The following is a 17,579-nucleotide window of genomic DNA, read 5'->3' on the forward strand; positions in this document are numbered from 1 at the left end:
CTGATCGCCACGGCCGGGGAGCACGTGATCGGCTGGCAGTGGTGCGACACCGAGAAGTCCGCCGCGTGGGCGGCCCTGCTCGAGCGCTTCCCCGCCCCGCGCGTGGTGGTCTGCGACGGCGGTGCCGGCCTGGCCTCGGCCCTGCGCAAGGTCTGGCCGGAGACCCGGGTCCAGCGCTGCCTGGTGCACGTTCACCGCAACGTCCGCACCCACCTGACCCATCGGCCCCGGCTCGAAGCCGGCAGAGCCCTCCTTCGCCTCTCCAAGGCGCTCATGCGCCTGAAGACCGCCGAAGAGGCCGCCGCCTGGGCGACCGCGCTGAACGACTGGCACACCCGCTGGGGCCCGATGCTCAAACAGCGCACCCACCGCGGCGAGGCCGGGGCCGCGCCGTCATGGGTCAAGCCCTCCCAGCAGTGGTGGTACACCCACAAGCGGCTGCGCGCCGCGTACTACCTGCTCGAGCGGCTCGTGAAGGCCGGGACGCTGTTCACCCACCTCGCCCCCGAGCACGAGGACCTCCGGATCGCCTCGACCACAAACCGGATCGAAGGAGGGGTCAACGCCCAGCTGCGCCTGCTCCTGAAGCACCACCGCGGCATGAGCCAGAACCACATGAAACGCGCCGTCGAATGGTGGCTCTACACCCACTCCGAAAACCCCGCCCCGGCCCACAAGCTCATCCGCCCAGAGCACCGCGAACCGCCGAAACGAACACCGACAACGACCGAGGAAGAACGGATCGGACCGGCCCTCTACGACACCGCCACGACCGCCGAGGAAGGCCTCTGGGCACGCACCGGACGGGCCGGCAGAAGCCGATGACACGCCCGGGCCATCCCCACGTTTTGACCGATAACCCCCCGACCGATTGGGAAAGATCAACCGGACTGGAGCGCGGGCTTGCCAGACGAAAAGGGTCCCAGCACTAGTGCTGGGACCCATCGGTGGAGGCAAGGGGACTCGAACCCCTAACCCCCTGCTTGCAAAGCAGGTGCGCTACCAATTGCGCCATGCCCCCGAGAATCCAGGCGAAGCTAGTCGACGCGATCCGTCGTCGAGCTCCAGACCTTCTTCTGGGCTTCGGATTCCTGGATCTTCCGGACAAGAAAGGCACCCGCGAGAGCAGCGATCGCCACCGCAATCAGCTTCTTCACGGGCACCTCCAACCGGAAACAGGTTTCCGTGGGCGTACCAGGACTTGAACCTGGGACCTCTTCGTTATCAGCGAAGCGCTCTAACCGCCTGAGCTATACGCCCCCATTTTGGCCCCACAGTGCGCTCGGGCCGAGATATGACTTTACAGCACCCCGGGGCCACCGGACAAATCGAGATCAGTCGTCCGTGAGGGTCACCCCGATGCCGCCAACGAGCGCAGCCGAGATGTTGTACAGGACGGCCGTGAGCATCGAGAGCGCCGTGAGCAGCACGACGTTGACGACGGCGATGATCGTCGCGAACGACGCGACCTGGCCCAGCGAGGCGATCTTCTTGAGGTCGAAGCCGCCGCTCTCGGATCCCGCGACCTCACCGAGGAGGCCGTTGATCTTGTCGAAGATGCCCGTGACGTCGAGGACCATCCACAGGACGATCGACGCCACGACGGTCACGATGCCGAGCGCGACCGAGAGGAGGAACGACATCTTGAGCACGGACCACGGGTCGACCTTGCTCACGAGGAGCCGCGCGCGCCGCTGCTTGGCCTTCGGAGCGGGGCGCACGAGACCCTGCGTCGGGGCGCCACCAAGGGGAGCCCGCGGCTGCGTCGGCCGAGGGGCGGGACGCTGCTGCGTCGTCGTCGGGCCTTGGGAGCCGCGCGGCTGGGAGTTGGCCGACGGCGCTGCGGCACCCGGCCGCTGAGGTGGCCGAGCCGGTGGGGTCACCGGGTAGCCGCCACGGGCCTCGTTCTCTGGCGTGCTCACGCGTTACCTCCGGGGTTCTCGACAGAGTCTCCGGTCAACGTTACGGCATCCGACGCTTCGGTGCTGGGGCCCTCGACCGCAGCGGCGCCCTCAGTACCCTCCTCCTCGGGCTCCTCCACGAGCCCACGCTCGGTGTTCTTCGCCACCGCAATGATGCGGTCGCCCCTGTCCGGCTTGGCGAAAATGACGCCCATCGTGTCACGTCCCGTGACCGGCACGCCGGATACGGCGGAGCGCACGACCTTGCCGCCCTCCATGACCACCAGCACCTCGTCCTCGTCGTGCACGATGAGTCCGCCCATGAGGTGGCCGCGGCCCTCTTGGTACTTGCCGACCTTGATGCCGAGACCGCCACGCCCCTGCCGCCGGTACTCCTCGACGGCCGTCTTCTTGGCATAGCCGGCCTCGGTGACGATGAAGACGTACGAGTCGTCGGTCACGACGTCCGCGGTGAGGAGCTCGTCGTCGTCCCTGAACTTCATGCCGGTGACGCCGCTCGTGGCGCGGCCCATCGGGCGCAGCGCGTCGTCGTCGGCCGTGAAGCGCACGGACTGGCCGTGGCGCGAGACGAGCATGAGATCGTCGGTCTCTGACACGAGCTGCGCCGAGACGAGTTCGTCGCCGTCGCGCAGGTTGATCGCGATGACGCCGGCGGTGCGGTTCGTGTCGTAGTCCTCGAGGCGGGTCTTCTTGACGAGGCCGCTCTTCGTCGCGAGCACGAGGTACGGCGCCTGCTGATAGTCGCGCAGGTCGAGCACCTGGGCGATGCGCTCGTCGGGCTGGAACGCGAGGACGTTCGCGACGTGCTGGCCCTTCGCGTCGCGGCCGCCCTCGGCGAGCTCGTACGCCTTCGCCCGGTAGACGCGGCCGAGGTTCGTGAAGAACAGGAGCCAGTGGTGCGTCGTCGTGACGAAGAAGTGCTCGACGACGTCGTCGCCGCGCAGCTGAGCGCCCCTCACACCCTTGCCGCCGCGGTTCTGCTGCCGGTACTGATCGCTCCGGGTCCGCTTGACGTAGCCGCCGCGCGTGATCGTGACGACCATTTCCTCTTCGGGAATGAGGTCCTCGACGCTCATCTCGCCGTCGAAGCCCGCGAGGATGCGGGTGCGGCGGTCGTCTCCGTACTTATCGACGATCGCCCCGAGCTCCTCGGAGATGATCGTGCGCTGGAGGGCCGGATCGGCAAGGATCGCATTGAACTCGACGATCTGGGCCTCGAGCTCCTCGTGCTTGTCGATGATCCTCTGCCGCTCGAGGGCCGCGAGCCGTCGAAGCTGCATGTCGAGGATCGCCTGGGCCTGTTGCTGGTCGATCTCGAGCAGCGCCATGAGGCCCTCACGCGCTTCCTCGACTGTGGGGGAGCGGCGGATGAGCGCGATGACCTCGTCGAGCATGTCGAGCGCCTTGAGCACGCCGCGGAGGATGTGGATCTCCTCCTCGGCCTTGCGCAGCCGGAAGCGGGTGCGGCGCACGATCACGTCGATCTGGTGCGTGACCCAGTGGCGCACGAACGCGTCGAGGGAGAGGGTGCGCGGCACGCCGTCGACGATCGCGAGCATGTTCGCCGCGAAATTGTCCTGCAGCTGCGTGTGCTTGTAGAGGTTGTTGAGCACGACCTTCGCGACCGCGTCCCGCTTGAGGACGATCACGAGGCGCTGGCCGGTGCGGCCCGAGGTCTCGTCTCGGAGGTCGGCGATGCCGGCCAGCTTGCCGTCCTTGACGAGCTCGGCGATCTTCATCGCGAGGTTGTCCGGGTTCGCCATGTAGGGGAGCTCGGTGACCACGAGGCACGTGCGGCCCTGGATCTCCTCGACGTTGACGACCGCGCGCATCGTGATCGAGCCACGGCCGGTGCGGTAAGCGTCCTCGATGCCCCGGTGGCCGAGGATCGTCGCGCCCGTCGGGAAGTCAGGGCCCTTGATGCGCGCGAGGAGCGCGTCGAGGAGTTCCTCGCGGGTCGCCTCGGGGTTCTGGAGGTACCACTGGACGCCGTCGGCCACCTCGCGCAGGTTGTGCGGCGGGATGTTCGTGGCCATGCCGACGGCGATGCCCGACGAGCCGTTGACGAGCAGGTTCGGGAACCGGGCCGGCAGGATCGTCGGCTCCTGGTTCTTGCCGTCGTAGTTGTCCTGGAAGTCGACGGTCTCCTCGTCGATGTCCCGGACCATCTCCATGGCGAGCGGCGCCATCTTGGTCTCGGTGTACCGCGGTGCAGCCGCGCCGTCGTTTCCGGGGGAGCCGAAGTTCCCCTGGCCGAGCGCGAGCGGGTACCGCATGACCCAGTCCTGGATGAGGCGCACGAGGGCGTCGTAGATCGCCATGTCGCCGTGCGGGTGGTACGTGCCCATGACGTCGCCCACGACGCGCGCGCACTTGTTGAACCCGCGGTCGGGGCGGTAGCCGCCGTCGAACATCGCGTACAGGACGCGCCGGTGCACGGGCTTGAGGCCGTCGCGCACGTCCGGCAGCGCGCGGCCGACGATGACCGCCATGGCATAGTCGAGGTAGGAACGCTGCATCTCCGTCTGGAGGTCGACCTGCTCGACGCGGTCGATCACCGCGCCCTCGACGACGCCGCCGGCAAGGCCGGCGTCGTCCGGGCCCAGGCCGGGGTTCTCGGGGGTCTCGTCACTCACGAGTGTCTCCTAAAGATTGCTCTGGCTTATCCGCGGGTCGGGACCCGGCTCAGATGTCCAGGAAGCGGACGTCCTTGGCGTTCTGCTGGATGAAGTGGCGTCGCGACTCGACGTCGTCGCCCATGAGCACGGAGAAGGTCTGGTCCGCGGCCGCGGCATCCTCCATCGTGACCTGCAGGAGCGTCCGGTGGTCTGGGTCCATGGTCGTGTCCCACAGCTCGGTGTAGTCCATCTCGCCGAGGCCCTTGTACCGCTGGATCCCGTTCTCCTTCGGGAGCCGCTGGCCCTTGGCTGTGCCCACGCGGATGGTCTCGTCCCGCTCGCGGTCGCTGTACACGTAGTCGTGCGCGTGGTTCGACCACTTGATGCGGTAGAGCGGCGGCTGCGCGAGGTACACGTAGCCGTTCTCGATGAGCGGGCGCATGTACCGGAACAGGAGCGTCATGAGCAGTGTCGTGATGTGCTGGCCGTCGACGTCGGCGTCGGCCATGAGCACGATCTTGTGGTAGCGCAGCTTGGCGATGTCGAAGTCCTCGCCGATGCCCGTGCCGAACGCCGTGATCATCGACTGGATCTCGGCGTTGCCGAGCGCCTTGTCGAGGCGAGCCCGCTCGACGTTGAGGATCTTGCCGCGCAGCGGGAGGATCGCCTGCGTCTTGGGGTTGCGGCCGCGCTTCGCCGAACCGCCTGCCGAGTCACCCTCGACGAGGTAGACCTCGCACTCCGACGGATCCTTGGACGAGCAATCCGAGAGCTTGCCCGGCATGCCGAACGATTCGAGCGGGCTCTTCCGGCGCGCGTTGTCGCGGGCCTTGCGGGCCGCCATGCGCGCCTGGGACGCCTGGATCGCCTTGCGGATGACCTCGCGAGCCGGCCCCGGATTGCGCTCGAGCCAGTCGCCGAGCTGGTCCGTCACGACGCGCTGGACGAACCCCTTCGCGTCGGAGTTGCCGAGCTTCGTCTTCGTCTGGCCTTCGAACTGTGGTTCAGCGAGCTTGATGCTGACGACGGCGGTGAGGCCTTCGCGGACGTCGTCGCCCGTGAGGTTCTCCTCCTTCTCCTTGAGGATGCCCTTCTCGCGCGCGTACCGGTTGACGAGGGACGTCATCGCGGCACGGAAGCCCTCCTCGTGGGTGCCGCCCTCGTGCGTGTTGATCGTGTTCGCGTACGTGTGAACCGACTCGGCGTAGGCCGTGGTCCACTGCATTGCGATCTCAAGCGCCATCTTCTTCTCGTCGTCGACGTTCTCGAACGCGATGACTTCCTCGTGCACAACCTCGATCTTCTTCGAGGAGTTGAGGTGCTTGACGTAGTCGAGGAGACCGTCCTCGTACCTGTAGTCGACGGTGCGCGGCGCGGGCGCGTGCTCGCCGTCGTCGCCCGCGATCTCCTCCTCGTCGATCTGTTCGAAGCGCTCGTCCGTGAGCGTGATGCGGAGCCCCTTGTTGAGGAACGCCATCTGCTGGAAGCGAGCACGGAGCGTCTCGAAATCGAACTCGGTGCTCTCGAAGATCGCCGGGTCTGGGTAGAAGGTCTGGATCGTCCCCGTCGCGTCGGTCGCCTCACCCTGCTCGAGGCTTCCAACCGGCTGCCCGCCGTCGCGGAAGGACATGCACCACACATGGCCCTGGCGCCGCACTTCGGTGATGACGCGCGTCGAGAGGGCGTTGACGACCGAGATGCCGACGCCGTGGAGGCCGCCCGAGACGGTGTATCCGCCGCCGCCGAACTTGCCGCCCGCGTGCAGGATCGTCATGACGACCTCGACCGTCGGCTTGCCCTCGGTCGGGTGGATGTCCACGGGAATGCCGCGGCCGTTGTCCTCGACGCGCACGCCGCCGTCGCGCTGGAGCGTCACGTTGATGTGGTCGCAGTAACCCGCGAGGGCCTCGTCGACCGAGTTGTCGACCACTTCGTAGACCAGGTGGTGCAGGCCGCGCGGACCTGTGGACCCGATGTACATGCCGGGGCGTTTGCGGACGGCTTCGAGGCCCTCGAGCACCGTGATGCTGCTTGCCCCGTATTCCTTGGGTGCCTTCGCTTCGGGCACGTTCGCTCCGCTCTCGTCAGACACAGGCGGTCTCTACCCCTCTTCAGTAGACAGGCTTATCGCATTAATTCTACCGGTTGGTTCGCGAAATTCCGGCCAGCGGCGCCCGCGGGTGCCCATGGGAAGCCCGCAACGGGCCGAATGGCGGCTCATCGGGACCCCGACCAAGGGGGAGTGTGGCTCCCGCCCCGTGAACGGCCCAGACAGCGGATTCCCGGCTTCCGCCGCATACCAGTCGACGCGCCGTTGCGCCAGTCACCTTCCCGGGCCCGGCCGACGGGAGCGGAGGGGCGAGACGTCAGCCGTACGTGTCGCGCGGCCCGCGGCCCCGCACGTGCCGCACGCCCTTGCGCCAGCTCGGCGCCGCGGGCCCGAGAACATGGAGCGAGCGGACGACGTCGGGGCCCAGCTCGCGCGCGAAGCGGTCGAGGAGCGCCGTGCTCAGCAGGCGGAGCTGAGTGGCCCACGCCGTCGAATCGCACCTCACCCGCAGCGTCGTGTCCTCGAAGCTCTCCGGCGTGCAGTGCGCCGCGACCTCGGGACCCACGAGTTCGGGCCACCTCGCGATCACCGAGCCGACCGCGACCGGGGAGGACCATCCCCGTTCCGAGACCATGCGGCTCATGACGCTCCCCAGGCCCTGTGGGTCCCGGCCGCCGTAGCCCTCGGCAAAGCCGGATCCCCGCCGTCGTCCTTCACGCCTGGCCCGGGTATCGGCCGCCCCCGACGAGCCGAGCGAGCCGGACGCGCGCGTGCGGATCTCGCCGCGCGCCTCGGCCGCCCGGCGAACCCGATTGAGGGCGGACTGGGCGGCGTCGATCTCGTCCTTCGGCTCGTCCGCCATCATCCACCCGCCGGGGCGGGCCCGGTTTCGTCCTCGATCCCGCCGGGCACAACCCTGATCCGGCGGCCCGCGAGCTCGGCCGGGATGTCGCCGTCGACCGCGGCCGTGACAATGACCTGCTCCGCGTGCGCGACGATCGAGGCGAGCCGCGCGCGGCGGGCCGTATCGAGCTCGGCGAAAACGTCGTCGAGGATGAGGATGGGCTCGTCGCCGTCGACCGTCGAATCGTCGAGCATGACGTAGTACGACCCGAGCCGGAGCGCGAGCGCGAACGACCACGTCTCGCCATGGGACGCGAAGCCCTTCGCGGGCGCCTCGCCCAGGAGAAGTTCAAGCTCGTCCCGATGCGGCCCCACGAGCGAGAGCCCGCGCTCGAGCTCGGCCGGCCGCGCGGCCGCGAGTGCCGAGAGATAGAGCTCCGCGAGCTCGTCGGCGGGGAGGGCCTCGAGGCCGCCGCCGTCGGATGAGCCCTCGGCTTGCGCGGACAGCGGCGCCGCGCCCGCATCCACGGTGAGCAGGCCGCCGGAGGCGGGCTGGGCATCGGGGCCGGATTGGGCATTCGGGTCAGACTGGCCGTCGTCGTCCGGGACGAAGCCCGTGATCGAGGAGCGATAGACGAGCCGCGCGGCCTTCGACCCGTCCGTGAGCTGCTCGTACGCCTTTGCAACGTGGGGCCGCAGCCGCTCGACGATTTCGAGTCGCGCGGCGAGGAGCTGTGCGCCGATCCGCGCGAGATGCTGGTCCCACACATCGAGGGTCGACTCGACCGTCGCACCGTGGGCGTCGGGCGCCCGTCCTCCGCGCGAGCGGGAGGTGCGTGCCGACTTGAGGAGCGCATTGCGCTGCTTGAGGACACGGTCGTAGTCCGCCCGGGTGCCGGCATGCCGGGGAGCGAGGACCGTCAGGAGCTCGTCGAGGAAGCGACGGCGCGCCGACGGGTCGCCCTTGACGAGGGCAAGGTCCTCGGGCGCGAAAAGGACGGTTCGGGCGATTCCGAGGATTTCCCGCGCACGCCGTGGGGCGCCGCGGTTGATCCTGGCCCGGTTCGCCTTCCCCGGATTGATCTCGAGTTCGAGCTGCGAACGCTGCACGCCGCGGACGAACCCGGCGCGAACGAAGGCTTGCGTCGAGCCGAACCGCACGAGCGGCGCGTCCGAGGAGACGCGATGCGAGGACAGCGTCGACATGAGGCCCAGGGCCTCGACGACGTTCGTCTTCCCGACGCCGTTCGGCCCGACGAGAACAGTCGGGCCGGGTTCGAACTCGAGATCGAGCTGGGGGTAGCTCCGGAAGTCCGTGAGCGAGAGCCGTTCGACGTACACGGACCAGGCAGTCCTTCCCGCCGCTACTTGGCGGGGCGCGTGGCGTGCCCGCCAAACTGGTGGCGCAGGGCCGAGACCATCTTCATGGCGGGGGAGCTGTCCTCGCGGGACTCGAAGCGCGCGAAAAGAGCGGCGGTGATGGCCGGTGCGGGGACCGCGTTGGCGATCGCCTCCTCAACCGTCCAACGGCCCTCGCCCGAATCCTCGACGTAGTCGTCGATGTTCGCAAGGCCGGGGTCTTCCTCGAGGGCCTTGACGAGGAGGTCGAGGAGCCACGACCGGACGACGGTGCCCTTCTGCCACGCACGGAACGTGCCGGGGAGATCGGTGATGATGTCCTTCGCGGCGAGGAGCTGGTACCCCTCGGCGTAGGACTGCATGAGGCCGTACTCGATCCCGTTGTGGACCATCTTGGCGTAGTGGCCCGCGCCGATCCCGCCGACGTGGACGAAGCTGTCCGCGCGCTCGCCTTGGGGGCGCAGTGCATCGAAGATCGGCATGGCGATCTCGACGTCCTCCGCCGCGCCGCCGGCCATGAGCCCGTAGCCGTTTTGGAGCCCCCACACTCCGCCGGAAACGCCGCAGTCCACGAAGCGGATGCCCTTCTCGGCGAGTTCGGCGGCGTGGCGCTGGTCCTCGGTGAAGCGCGAGTTGCCGCCGTCGATCACGAGATCGCCGGGGGAGAGCTTCTCGCCGAGCTCCTTCACGACTTTGTCGGTGATCTCGCCCGCGGGGACCATGACCCAGACGACGCGCGGAACCGGCAGCGTGCCGACGAGCTCATCGATCGTCGCGACATCCGAGACCTCGGGATTGCGGTCGAAGCCCGTCACCTCGAGACCCGCGCGGCGTGCTCGCTCGCGCATGTTGAAGCCCATCTTGCCGAGGCCGATCAATCCGAAGTGCATGGTTGTCCTTTCGACGACGACTGAGGGCCTGGGTGGGGTCAGTTGGGGAGACGCACGGGCATGACGAGGTAGCGGTAGTCCGTCTCGTCGTCGCCGTCGAGCTCCTTCTGCGCCGTGATCATGGCAGGCTTCGGGGCGCTCGTGAACGAGAACCTCACGAACGGGGTCTCGATGACGCTCAGCCCCTCGATGAGGTAGTGGGGGTTGAAGGCGACCGTGATGTCCTCGCCCGTGAGCTGCGATTCGAGCTCTTCGGAGGCCTGGGCGTCCTCGCCCGTCCCGGCGTCGAGCACGACAAGCCCCTCGCTGAAGGCCAGGCGAACGGGGGTGTTGCGTTCGGCGACGAGCGAGACTCGTCGAACGGCCTCGACGAGCTCCTGTGTCGAGACGACGGCATGGATCGGGGTGCTGTCGGGGAAGAGCGAGCGGATCTTGGGGTAGTCGCCGTCGACGAGGAGCGACGTCGTGGTGCGGCCGCCGCTTTCGAAGCCGACGAGCCGTGAATCGTCTTCGGCGAGGGCGATGTTGAGTTCGCCTGAGCCGCCGAGGGTCTTGGCCACCTCGTTGAGGGTCTTTGCCTTGACGAGCGCGCTGGTCGAAACGCTCGGAGTGGCAGGCTTCCAGGCGATTTCGCGGAGGGCGAGCCGGTAGCGGTCGGTGGCCAGGAGTGTGATGAGCCCGTCCTCGAACTCCATCCGGACGCCGGTGAGGATCGGCAGCGTGTCATCCTTGCTTGCCGCGATGATCACCTGCGACACGCCCTTCGCGAACGAATCCCCGGGAACTGCGCCGGTGATGGTCGGCAGCTCAGGTAGGGGCGGGTATTCCGATTCAGGCATCGTGGCGAGGTGGAACGAGCTTCGACGGCACGTGAGAGTCACCTTCGATCCGTCGGTTTCGACGTCGACAGGCGCGGCGGGGAGGCTGCGGCAGATGTCCGCGAGCAGGCGGCCTGAGACCAGGATCGTGCCTTCAGCGCTGATCTCGGCCGGGATCTCGAGACGAGCGGAGGTTTCGTAGTCGAAGCTGCTGAGGCTCACCACGCCGTCGTGTGCTCGAAGCAGGAGACCGGACAGGACAGGTACCGGGGGCCTTGGGGAGAGCGACCGTGCCGCCCAGCTCACAGCCTCGGTGAGGACATCCCGCTCGACTCGGAACTTCACGGAAGGGTTCCCGCCTTTCAACGATTCGTGCGTCCCAGCGCGCACTGCCCACAGCTTAGCCGCAAGTTCCTCGGGTCGTTCAACGGGCTGGTGATTTGCCAGGACCGTGCGGGGTGGGGCGCAGGGCGAGCGGGTTCCTGTTGTCTAGCTGTTCATGGAGTTTTTGGGATTCGTGGTGTTAATAACTGCTGTGGAAACTGTGGAAAAGCGCTTTCCGACCTGACGGACAGCGGGTTCGGGCTGTTCATGAGTTGTTGATCGGATGCGGACGATCGGGGGTGGTTCTGTGGATCGCAGGATTCTTGTCATTCAGCTCCTCCACAGAGCCGTGGTGAGTTTTAAGCCCATCCGGGGCACCTGTGCACTTAACTTCCCACAGGGTTGTCCACAGGGTGCTGTTAATAAGGAATGACAAGAAGGGCGAGCGCCGGGTGCCAGGGGTTCCCGTGCCGGGGCTCACGCCCCTCGCTGGGCCTGCTTGATCTTGTTCGTGAGCTCCGTGACCTGATTGAAGATCGCTCGCCGCTCGGCCATGAGTTCGCGGATCTTCCGGTCCGCGTGGATGACCGTCGTGTGGTCGCGTCCGCCGAGCACCTGGCCGATCTTGGGCAGGGACATGTCGGTGAGCTCGCGGCACAGGTACATCGCGATCTGGCGGGCTGTCACGAGAGTGCGCGTGCGCGACTTGCTGTTGAGCTCCTCGATCGAGAGCTTGAAGTAGGCGGCCGTCTCGTGGAGGATCTGGTCCGCCGTGATCTCGAGCGACGAATCGTCCGTGATGAGGTCCTTGAGGACCATCTCGGCGAGAGCCACGTCGACCGGCTGCTTGTTGAGGCTCGCGAACGCCGTGACGCGGATGAGGGCGCCTTCGAGTTCGCGGATGTTCGAGGCGATCCGCGAGGCGATGTACTCGAGCACATCGTCCGGGGCGTAGAGGCCCTCGCTGTTGGCCTTCTTCCGAAGGATCGCGATACGGGTCTCGAGGTCCGGCGGCTGGATGTCCGTGAGGAGGCCCCACTCGAAGCGCGACTTCATGCGGTCCTCGAAGCCGTGCAGTGCCTTCGGCGGCTGGTCGGACGTGATGACGACCTGCTTGTTGCTGTTGTGCAGCGCGTTGAACGTGTGGAAGAACTCCTCCATCGTCCCCGTGCGGCCTGCGAGGAACTGGATGTCGTCGATGAGCAGGAGGTCCACGTTGCGGTACGTGGTTTTGAAGCTCGTGCCCTCGTCGTCGCGGATCGAGTTGATGAAGTCGTTCGTGAATTCCTCGGAGTTCACATAGCGGACGCGGATCCCCGTGTAGAGCCGGCGCGCGTAGTGGCCGATCGCGTGCAGGAGGTGGGTCTTGCCGAGGCCCGAGTCCCCGTAGATGAAGAGAGGGTTGTACGCCTTCGCGGGAGCCTCTGCGACGGCGACGGCGGCCGCATGGGCAAATCGATTCGAGGCGCCGATGACGAAGGTGTCGAACGTGTACTTCGGGTTGAGGCGGCCGAACTCCTGGGACGTGCTCGGTGGCGTGGGCGCCGGCCGCAGGTCCGGCACGGGCTCGGGACGCTTGATCGGCTCAAAGATCTCTTCGCGGACGGGTACGAGCTCGGTGTCGACGTCGATCGCGCACCTGACGTCCTCAGAGAAGACCGAGCGGAGCGCGGCGTCGAGGGGTTCCTTGAGCTGGGTCTGGAGGACTTCGCGCGTGAGCTCGTTGGGGACCGCGACGAGGAGCGTCGAGCCGATGAGGCCCTGCGCCTGGGCGAGGGCTACGAATCCGCGCTGCCGCGGGCTGACCCGATCGTCCTCCTCGAGCAAGCGCACGACGCGCCGCCACGAACTGCCAACGGTGTTGGCCTCGTTCGCCTCGTCAGTTCCCATGTGCCCTTCTCGCCGTCCATGCAGTGCTCTGTCTTGTTGCTGCGCAGCCACCGTTTTCCACACGGCTATCCACACGTGCGCATGGGGTGCATTGAGCAAGCCTAGAGGACGGAGAAACCAGATGAGAACTGGGAACGGCCGCGCTGTGAATTACACTGATGGAGTTCGCCGCGTGAACCGCGGCGCCACGCTGTCCACAGGCTCGACGTGCAATTCACCACAGCTGGGGACAACGTCCTGAGAGTTGGCTCAGGCCGTCCTTCGGCGACCCTTCGGTTTGCTGCTGAGTTTGACGGCTGTGCCGTCCTTGCCCTAACGTCGTTAAGTCCTTTGTGTCTGCCTACTGTCCTGTCGCATGCCCCCGAACGCCTGGTCCAGCCCTGAAAGCTGGCGTGGCGGTCGGCATGAGGCGCGGCGGGGCGGCAGGCACCGCATATACGCGTCCGCCTGGCTCAACCGTGCCATCCGGGTGAGGCGCCGGAACCCACTGGAGTGACACCGTGAGCAAGCGGACTTTTCAGCCGAACAACCGCCGTCGTGCCAAGAAGCACGGCTTCCGCCTTCGCATGCGTACCCGCGCCGGCCGTGCCATCCTGGCTGCCCGCCGCTCCAAGGGCCGCGCAGAGCTCTCGGCCTAAGCCGGGCTCAGCCCTCGGCCTGCGGGTGATGCAGCGTTAGGAGCCCTGACGTGCTTCCCGCCCGCAACCGACTGCGAACGAGCGTCGATTTCTCGCATACCGTACGTTCCGGCGTCCGCCAAGGGCGCCGGAACGTCGTGCTGTATGCGGCTCTTTCGGACGACGGCGCGCCGTCGCGGTTTGGCTTCATCGTCTCCAAGGCGGTGGGGAACGCCGTCACCCGCAACCTCGTTAAGAGGAGGCTGAGGGAAGCCGGCGCGGAGACGCTCCGGGAGAGGCCGAGGGGCGTTGACGTCGTCGTGCGGGCTCTTCCCGCCGCGGCGTCCGCCGACTGGCCTTCCCTCCGAAGCGATTACGTCTCAGCTTTGCGCGGAGCGGTGCGGAAACTCGCGATGGGGTTGCGACAGGAGGACGTCGATGGCAGCGGTGAGTGACGCTCCACGGGGCCATGCCCCGCGGGAGTGGTTCGCCGTCGTCGGACGCTTCGTCTGGAACGTGCCGCGGAACGTGCTCATCGTCTTGCTCGTCGTCTACCGCGCCGTCATCTCACCGCTCTATGGGCAGGTGTGCCGGTTCTACCCCTCTTGCTCCGCATACGCGCTCGAGGCCGTCACAGTTCACGGGGCTGTGCGAGGATCGTATCTGGCGGTTCGTCGGCTTGCGCGCTGCCACCCCTGGAACTCCGGCGGACTGGATCCTGTGCCCGATGGGCACCGGCACTGGCCCGCCGGCCGCACGCCGCGGATCGTGGTGCTCAACCACCCGGACCGCTACTGGAAAGACGAGCCGGGCTCTGGTGGCCTGACGGCTTTCGACACGAGGAAATAGGGAAAACACATGGACCCTCTGGGGACAATACTCCTGCCCTTCGAGTGGCTGGTCTCCTTCGTCATGGTGGCCTTCCACGAGGCGCTCTCGTTCATCGGCCTGCCCGCTGCAAGCGGCTGGACGTGGACGTTCTCGATCATCGGGCTCGTGCTCGTGATCCGTGCCGCCCTCATCCCTGTCTTCGTCAAGCAGATCAAGGCCCAGCGCGGCATGCAGCTGCTGCAGCCGGATCTCCAGAAGCTCCAGGCCAAGTACAAGGGCAAGACTGATCAGCTCTCGCGCCAGGCCATGGCCCAGGAGCAGATGGCCCTGTACAAGCACCACGGCACGAATCCGTTCTCCGCGTGCCTCCCCATGCTCATCCAGATGCCGTTCTTCTTCGGCCTCTTCCGAGTGCTGTCCAACGTCAGCGGCGCTCAGACCAACAATCCGGGCATCGGGGCGATGTCCACCGATCAGGTCAATCAGTTCCACGGTTCAAGCATCTTCGGCGCGCCGCTTTCTGCGTCGCTCCTGCACGGCGGTGGTGGGGACGCCGTCGTCGTCGCCGTTCTCTCGATCCTCATGATCGTCGCGATGACCGCCTCGCAGTTCATCACGCAGAAGCAGATCATGGCGAAGAACATGTCCGAGGCCGCGATGCAGAGCCCGTTCATGCGCCAGCAGAAGATCCTCCTCTACATCCTCCCGCTCGTCTTCGGCGTGGGCGGCATCAACTTCCCCATCGGCGTCCTCATCTACTGGACCATCAGCAACCTCTGGACGATGGGCCAGCAGTTCTACGTCATCCGACGCATGCCCGCCCCCGGTTCGCCGGCCGCGAAGGCCCTCAATGAGCGGCGTGCCGCGAAGGGCCTCGCTCCCATTGACGTGACGACCGGGAAGGCCATGAAGCCCGAGGACATCCCGCCGCCCCCTGAGCCCAAGGGCCAGCGTCAGCAGCCGCAGCGCAAGAACCGGAGGAAGAAGTGACCCCTGCCGAGACCACCGCAGTGAACGGAACCGACGACAGCCTGGAGTGGGCGAACGCCCACGAGGACGCCGAAGCCGCTGAAGCTTCTGATGACGTCGCCGAGTCCGCGGAGAACGGCACCGATGAGGGTGCCGACGAGGTTCCCCTGAGCCGCCTCGAAGAAGAGGGCGACGTCGCGGCAGACTACCTCGAGGAGCTCCTCGACATTGCCGACATCGACGGCGACATTGACATCGAGGTGCGTGGCGGCCGGACCTATCTCTCGGTCATCGGCGACGAGAACGCCCAGGGTCTCGACACCCTTGTCGGCGACGGCGGCGAGGTGCTCGAAGCCCTTCAGGAGCTCACGCGGCTCGCCGTGCTCTCCCAGACGGGCTCGCGTTCGCGCCTTGTCCTCGACATCAATGGCTATCGGGGCGAGCGGACCAAGTACCTCCACTCTGTCGCCGAGGATGCCGTCGCGAAGGTCAAGGCGGATGGCACCCCCGTTCACCTCGATCCGATGAGCTCGTACGAGCGCAAGATCGTCCACGACGTCGTTGCCGATCTGGGCTTCGCGAGCGAGTCCGAAGGCGAAGGGGCCAAGCGCCACATCGTCGTCTCGGCCGCCTGACGTGGCGGAGGAGCACGCGCCGTCTGCCGCGCGCGACGCGTCGATGGGAGCGGCCGACGGCGGTCTTCCGGACTTGGCGGGGGCGGAGCTCGCGGCCGCGGAGAAGCTTTTTGGCGATCGACTCGAGCTGGCACGACGATACGTCGACCACCTCGCGACGTCGGGCCTCGAGCGCGGCCTGATTGGACCGCGCGAAGTGCCGCGTCTCTGGAGCCGGCACGTGCTCAATTGCGCCGTCATCGAGTCGGAGTTCTCCCACGGCGCCCTCGTGGCCGATGTCGGAAGCGGGGCCGGGCTGCCCGGCCTATGTCTCGCACTCGCCCGCCCGGACCTCACGCTGATCCTCATCGAGCCTCTCGAGCGCCGGGTGGTCTGGCTCGAGGAGGTCGTCGCGGATCTCGGGCTGACCAATGTTCGCGTCTTTCGCATGCGGGCCGAGCAGGCTGTCGACCTCGTGAACGCCGACTACGTGACCGCGCGGGCTGTCTCGGCCCTCGCCACACTCATCCCGCTCACCCTTCCGCTTCTCGGCGGTTCGGGAACGCTCGTCGCGATCAAGGGGCGCAGCGCTGCCGAGGAGATCGAAAAGGCGGCGAAGGCAATCAAGAAGTACCACGGCCGGAATCCGCAGATTCGCGTCCTCGGGGAGGGCCTCCTCGAGGAGCCGACGACAGTCGTGAGGATTGACGCCGGCCGTGCCTGATCCGGGGAAGGGCCGAGCCCACCCGCTAGGCTAGAGTGAGGAGACGTACGCGAACCGGGAGTGAGTGAACAGTGAGCAGTGACGAGTCATCGGCACAGCGGATTCCGCCCTTCGTATCGCTGGGGCCAGCTCGCTCGTCAACCGTCGCACAGTCTCTTGCTTCTCAACCCGCTCAGGTTGATTCCACCGCTTCTCGCGGACCCGCCAACGGGTCATCGCCCGGGATCAGCATCGATGAGTCGAGCCCGATTGGGAGCCAGCTCGCGAACGAAACGAAGCGCCGAGAGCGGCTCAGCCAGCGCCAGCTCCGCAGGCCGGACGCCACGCGGATCTTCACCGTATCGAACCAGAAGGGCGGCGTCGGCAAAACCACGACGACGGTGAATATCGCCGCGGCCCTCGCGGCCTCGGGCCTCAACGTCCTCGTGATCGACATCGACCCGCAGGGCAATGCGTCGACCGCCCTGGGCATCGAACACCACGCCGACGTGGAGAGCATCTACGACGTGCTCATCAACGATCTTGCACTCGCCGACGTCGTCCGTCCGTGCCCAGACGTCGAGCGGCTCGAGTGTGCGCCGGCCACGATTCATCTCGCGGGGGCCGAGATCGAGCTCGTCTCACTCGTTGCCCGCGAACAGCGCCTGCGGCGCGCGATCGACAACTACGCGAAAGAACGCGTGGCCCAGGGCCTTGAGCGGTTGGACTACATTTTCATCGACTGCCCGCCGAGCCTCGGCCTCCTGACGGTCAACGCGTTCTGTGCGGCCGGCGAGGTGCTCATCCCCATCCAGTGCGAGTACTACGCGCTTGAGGGACTCAGCCAGCTCCTCAATAACATCGGGATGATTCAGAAGCACCTCAACGGCGATCTTCGAGTTTCCACGATCCTGCTGACGATGTACGACGGTCGCACGAACCTTGCGGCGCAGGTTGCGGCCGAGGTTCGTGAGCATTTCCCGAACCAGGTCCTTGAGGCTGTTGTGCCGCGCTCCGTTCGCATCTCGGAGGCTCCGAGTTACCAGCAGACGGTCATGACGTATGACCCGTCGTCGACCGGGGCACTCTCCTACATGGAGGCTGCGGCGGAAATCGCCGAGCGTTAGTTTT

Annotated in this window: 17 protein-coding genes and 2 tRNA genes; 8 read left to right on the forward strand and 11 right to left on the reverse strand. The window is 66.9% G+C overall.

Translation table 11 applies throughout. From position 1 onward, the window contains the following. A partial coding sequence (locus tag RBS12_RS16465) for an IS1249 family transposase (RefSeq protein ID WP_307964492.1) occupies nt 1–825 on the forward strand: 825 nt, incomplete at its 5' end. 123 nt (nt 826–948) lie between these two features. Here RBS12_RS16465 and RBS12_RS16470 read toward each other — a convergent pair. The 11 genes from RBS12_RS16470 to dnaA all read right to left on the reverse strand — a co-directional run bounded on the left by RBS12_RS16470 (nt 949) and on the right by dnaA (nt 12,714). Further along, nucleotides 949–1,021: transfer RNA gene (locus RBS12_RS16470), tRNA-Ala, on the reverse strand. Nucleotides 1,022–1,037: 16 nt separating this feature from the next. Continuing rightward, nucleotides 1,038–1,157 (reverse strand): DLW-39 family protein, encoded by a 120-nt coding sequence (locus RBS12_RS16475; protein ID WP_307967219.1) that lies wholly within the window; start codon nt 1,155–1,157, stop codon nt 1,038–1,040. Between the two features lie 29 nt (nt 1,158–1,186). Further along, nucleotides 1,187–1,260, reverse strand: a tRNA-Ile gene (locus RBS12_RS16480). 74 nt (nt 1,261–1,334) lie between these two features. Next, a complete protein-coding gene (locus RBS12_RS16485) occupies nt 1,335–1,922 on the reverse strand; it encodes a DUF3566 domain-containing protein (RefSeq protein ID WP_373886546.1) in 588 nt (195 codons plus the stop codon). Beyond that, complete coding sequence (gene gyrA / locus RBS12_RS16490) at nt 1,919–4,558, reverse strand: DNA gyrase subunit A (RefSeq protein WP_307967220.1); 2,640 nt, start codon at nt 4,556–4,558, stop codon at nt 1,919–1,921. The genes RBS12_RS16485 and gyrA overlap by 4 nt, the downstream gene beginning before the upstream one ends. Before the next feature lie 49 nt (nt 4,559–4,607). After that, nucleotides 4,608–6,632, reverse strand: coding sequence for a DNA topoisomerase (ATP-hydrolyzing) subunit B (gene gyrB / locus RBS12_RS16495; protein WP_307967221.1), 2,025 nt, complete (start codon nt 6,630–6,632; stop codon nt 4,608–4,610). A 274-nt stretch (nt 6,633–6,906) separates the two neighbouring features. After that, nucleotides 6,907–7,452 carry a DciA family protein gene (locus RBS12_RS16500; RefSeq protein WP_307967222.1) on the reverse strand — a complete coding sequence of 182 codons (546 nt, stop codon included), beginning with the start codon at nt 7,450–7,452 and terminating at the stop codon, nt 6,907–6,909. Further along, on the reverse strand, nt 7,452–8,774 hold the full coding sequence (gene recF / locus RBS12_RS16505) for a DNA replication/repair protein RecF (protein ID WP_307967223.1): 1,323 nt from the start codon (nt 8,772–8,774) through the stop codon (nt 7,452–7,454). Before recF ends, RBS12_RS16500 begins: the two co-directional genes overlap by 1 nt. Before the next feature lie 23 nt (nt 8,775–8,797). Then, nucleotides 8,798–9,682, reverse strand: a complete 885-nt coding sequence (gene gnd, locus RBS12_RS16510) for a phosphogluconate dehydrogenase (NAD(+)-dependent, decarboxylating) (protein ID WP_307967224.1) — start codon at nt 9,680–9,682, stop codon at nt 8,798–8,800. 38 nt (nt 9,683–9,720) lie between these two features. Further along, nucleotides 9,721–10,845 carry a DNA polymerase III subunit beta gene (dnaN, locus tag RBS12_RS16515; RefSeq protein WP_307967225.1) on the reverse strand — a complete coding sequence of 375 codons (1,125 nt, stop codon included), beginning with the start codon at nt 10,843–10,845 and terminating at the stop codon, nt 9,721–9,723. 456 nt (nt 10,846–11,301) lie between these two features. Then, nucleotides 11,302–12,714: a chromosomal replication initiator protein DnaA gene (gene dnaA / locus RBS12_RS16520; RefSeq protein WP_307967226.1), complete on the reverse strand. Its 1,413-nt coding sequence runs from the start codon at nt 12,712–12,714 to the stop codon at nt 11,302–11,304. Between the two features lie 500 nt (nt 12,715–13,214). Between dnaA and rpmH the strand changes: the two genes are divergently transcribed. The 7 genes from rpmH to RBS12_RS16555 all read left to right on the forward strand — a co-directional run bounded on the left by rpmH (nt 13,215) and on the right by RBS12_RS16555 (nt 17,575). Next, nucleotides 13,215–13,352, forward strand: a complete 138-nt coding sequence (gene rpmH / locus RBS12_RS16525; protein WP_084249685.1) for a 50S ribosomal protein L34 — start codon at nt 13,215–13,217, stop codon at nt 13,350–13,352. A 50-nt stretch (nt 13,353–13,402) separates the two neighbouring features. Next, nucleotides 13,403–13,786, forward strand: a complete 384-nt coding sequence (rnpA, locus tag RBS12_RS16530) for a ribonuclease P protein component (protein WP_307967227.1) — start codon at nt 13,403–13,405, stop codon at nt 13,784–13,786. Next, on the forward strand, nt 13,770–14,180 hold the full coding sequence (yidD, locus tag RBS12_RS16535) for a membrane protein insertion efficiency factor YidD (RefSeq protein WP_307967228.1): 411 nt from the start codon (nt 13,770–13,772) through the stop codon (nt 14,178–14,180). The genes rnpA and yidD overlap by 17 nt, the downstream gene beginning before the upstream one ends. Before the next feature lie 9 nt (nt 14,181–14,189). Then, nucleotides 14,190–15,152: a membrane protein insertase YidC gene (yidC, locus tag RBS12_RS16540; protein ID WP_307967229.1), complete on the forward strand. Its 963-nt coding sequence runs from the start codon at nt 14,190–14,192 to the stop codon at nt 15,150–15,152. 20 nt (nt 15,153–15,172) lie between these two features. Further along, on the forward strand, nt 15,173–15,766 hold the full coding sequence (locus tag RBS12_RS16545; RefSeq protein ID WP_373886548.1) for a protein jag: 594 nt from the start codon (nt 15,173–15,175) through the stop codon (nt 15,764–15,766). A gap of 43 nt (nt 15,767–15,809) precedes the next feature. Then, a complete protein-coding gene (gene rsmG / locus RBS12_RS16550; RefSeq protein ID WP_307967288.1) occupies nt 15,810–16,469 on the forward strand; it encodes a 16S rRNA (guanine(527)-N(7))-methyltransferase RsmG in 660 nt (219 codons plus the stop codon). A 71-nt stretch (nt 16,470–16,540) separates the two neighbouring features. After that, nucleotides 16,541–17,575, forward strand: coding sequence for a ParA family protein (locus RBS12_RS16555; protein ID WP_307967231.1), 1,035 nt, complete (start codon nt 16,541–16,543; stop codon nt 17,573–17,575). Nucleotides 17,576–17,579: the final 4 nt, after the last annotated feature.

It is taken from the genome of Sinomonas sp. ASV322 (assembly GCF_030908245.1).
Classification (GTDB): domain Bacteria; phylum Actinomycetota; class Actinomycetes; order Actinomycetales; family Micrococcaceae; genus Sinomonas.

Excerpts from the sequence above, each read along its gene's own strand:
- RBS12_RS16500 (WP_307967222.1), bottom strand. The coding sequence starts at position 7,452 with ATGGCGGACGAGCCGAAGGACGAGATCGACGCCGCCCAGTCCGCCCTC.
- rsmG (WP_307967288.1), top strand. The coding sequence starts at position 15,810 with ATGGGAGCGGCCGACGGCGGTCTTCCGGACTTGGCGGGGGCGGAGCTC.
- gnd (WP_307967224.1), bottom strand. The coding sequence starts at position 9,682 with ATGCACTTCGGATTGATCGGCCTCGGCAAGATGGGCTTCAACATGCGC.
- yidD (WP_307967228.1), top strand. The coding sequence starts at position 13,770 with ATGGCAGCGGTGAGTGACGCTCCACGGGGCCATGCCCCGCGGGAGTGG.
- yidC (WP_307967229.1), top strand. The coding sequence starts at position 14,190 with ATGGACCCTCTGGGGACAATACTCCTGCCCTTCGAGTGGCTGGTCTCC.
- dnaA (WP_307967226.1), bottom strand. The coding sequence starts at position 12,714 with ATGGGAACTGACGAGGCGAACGAGGCCAACACCGTTGGCAGTTCGTGG.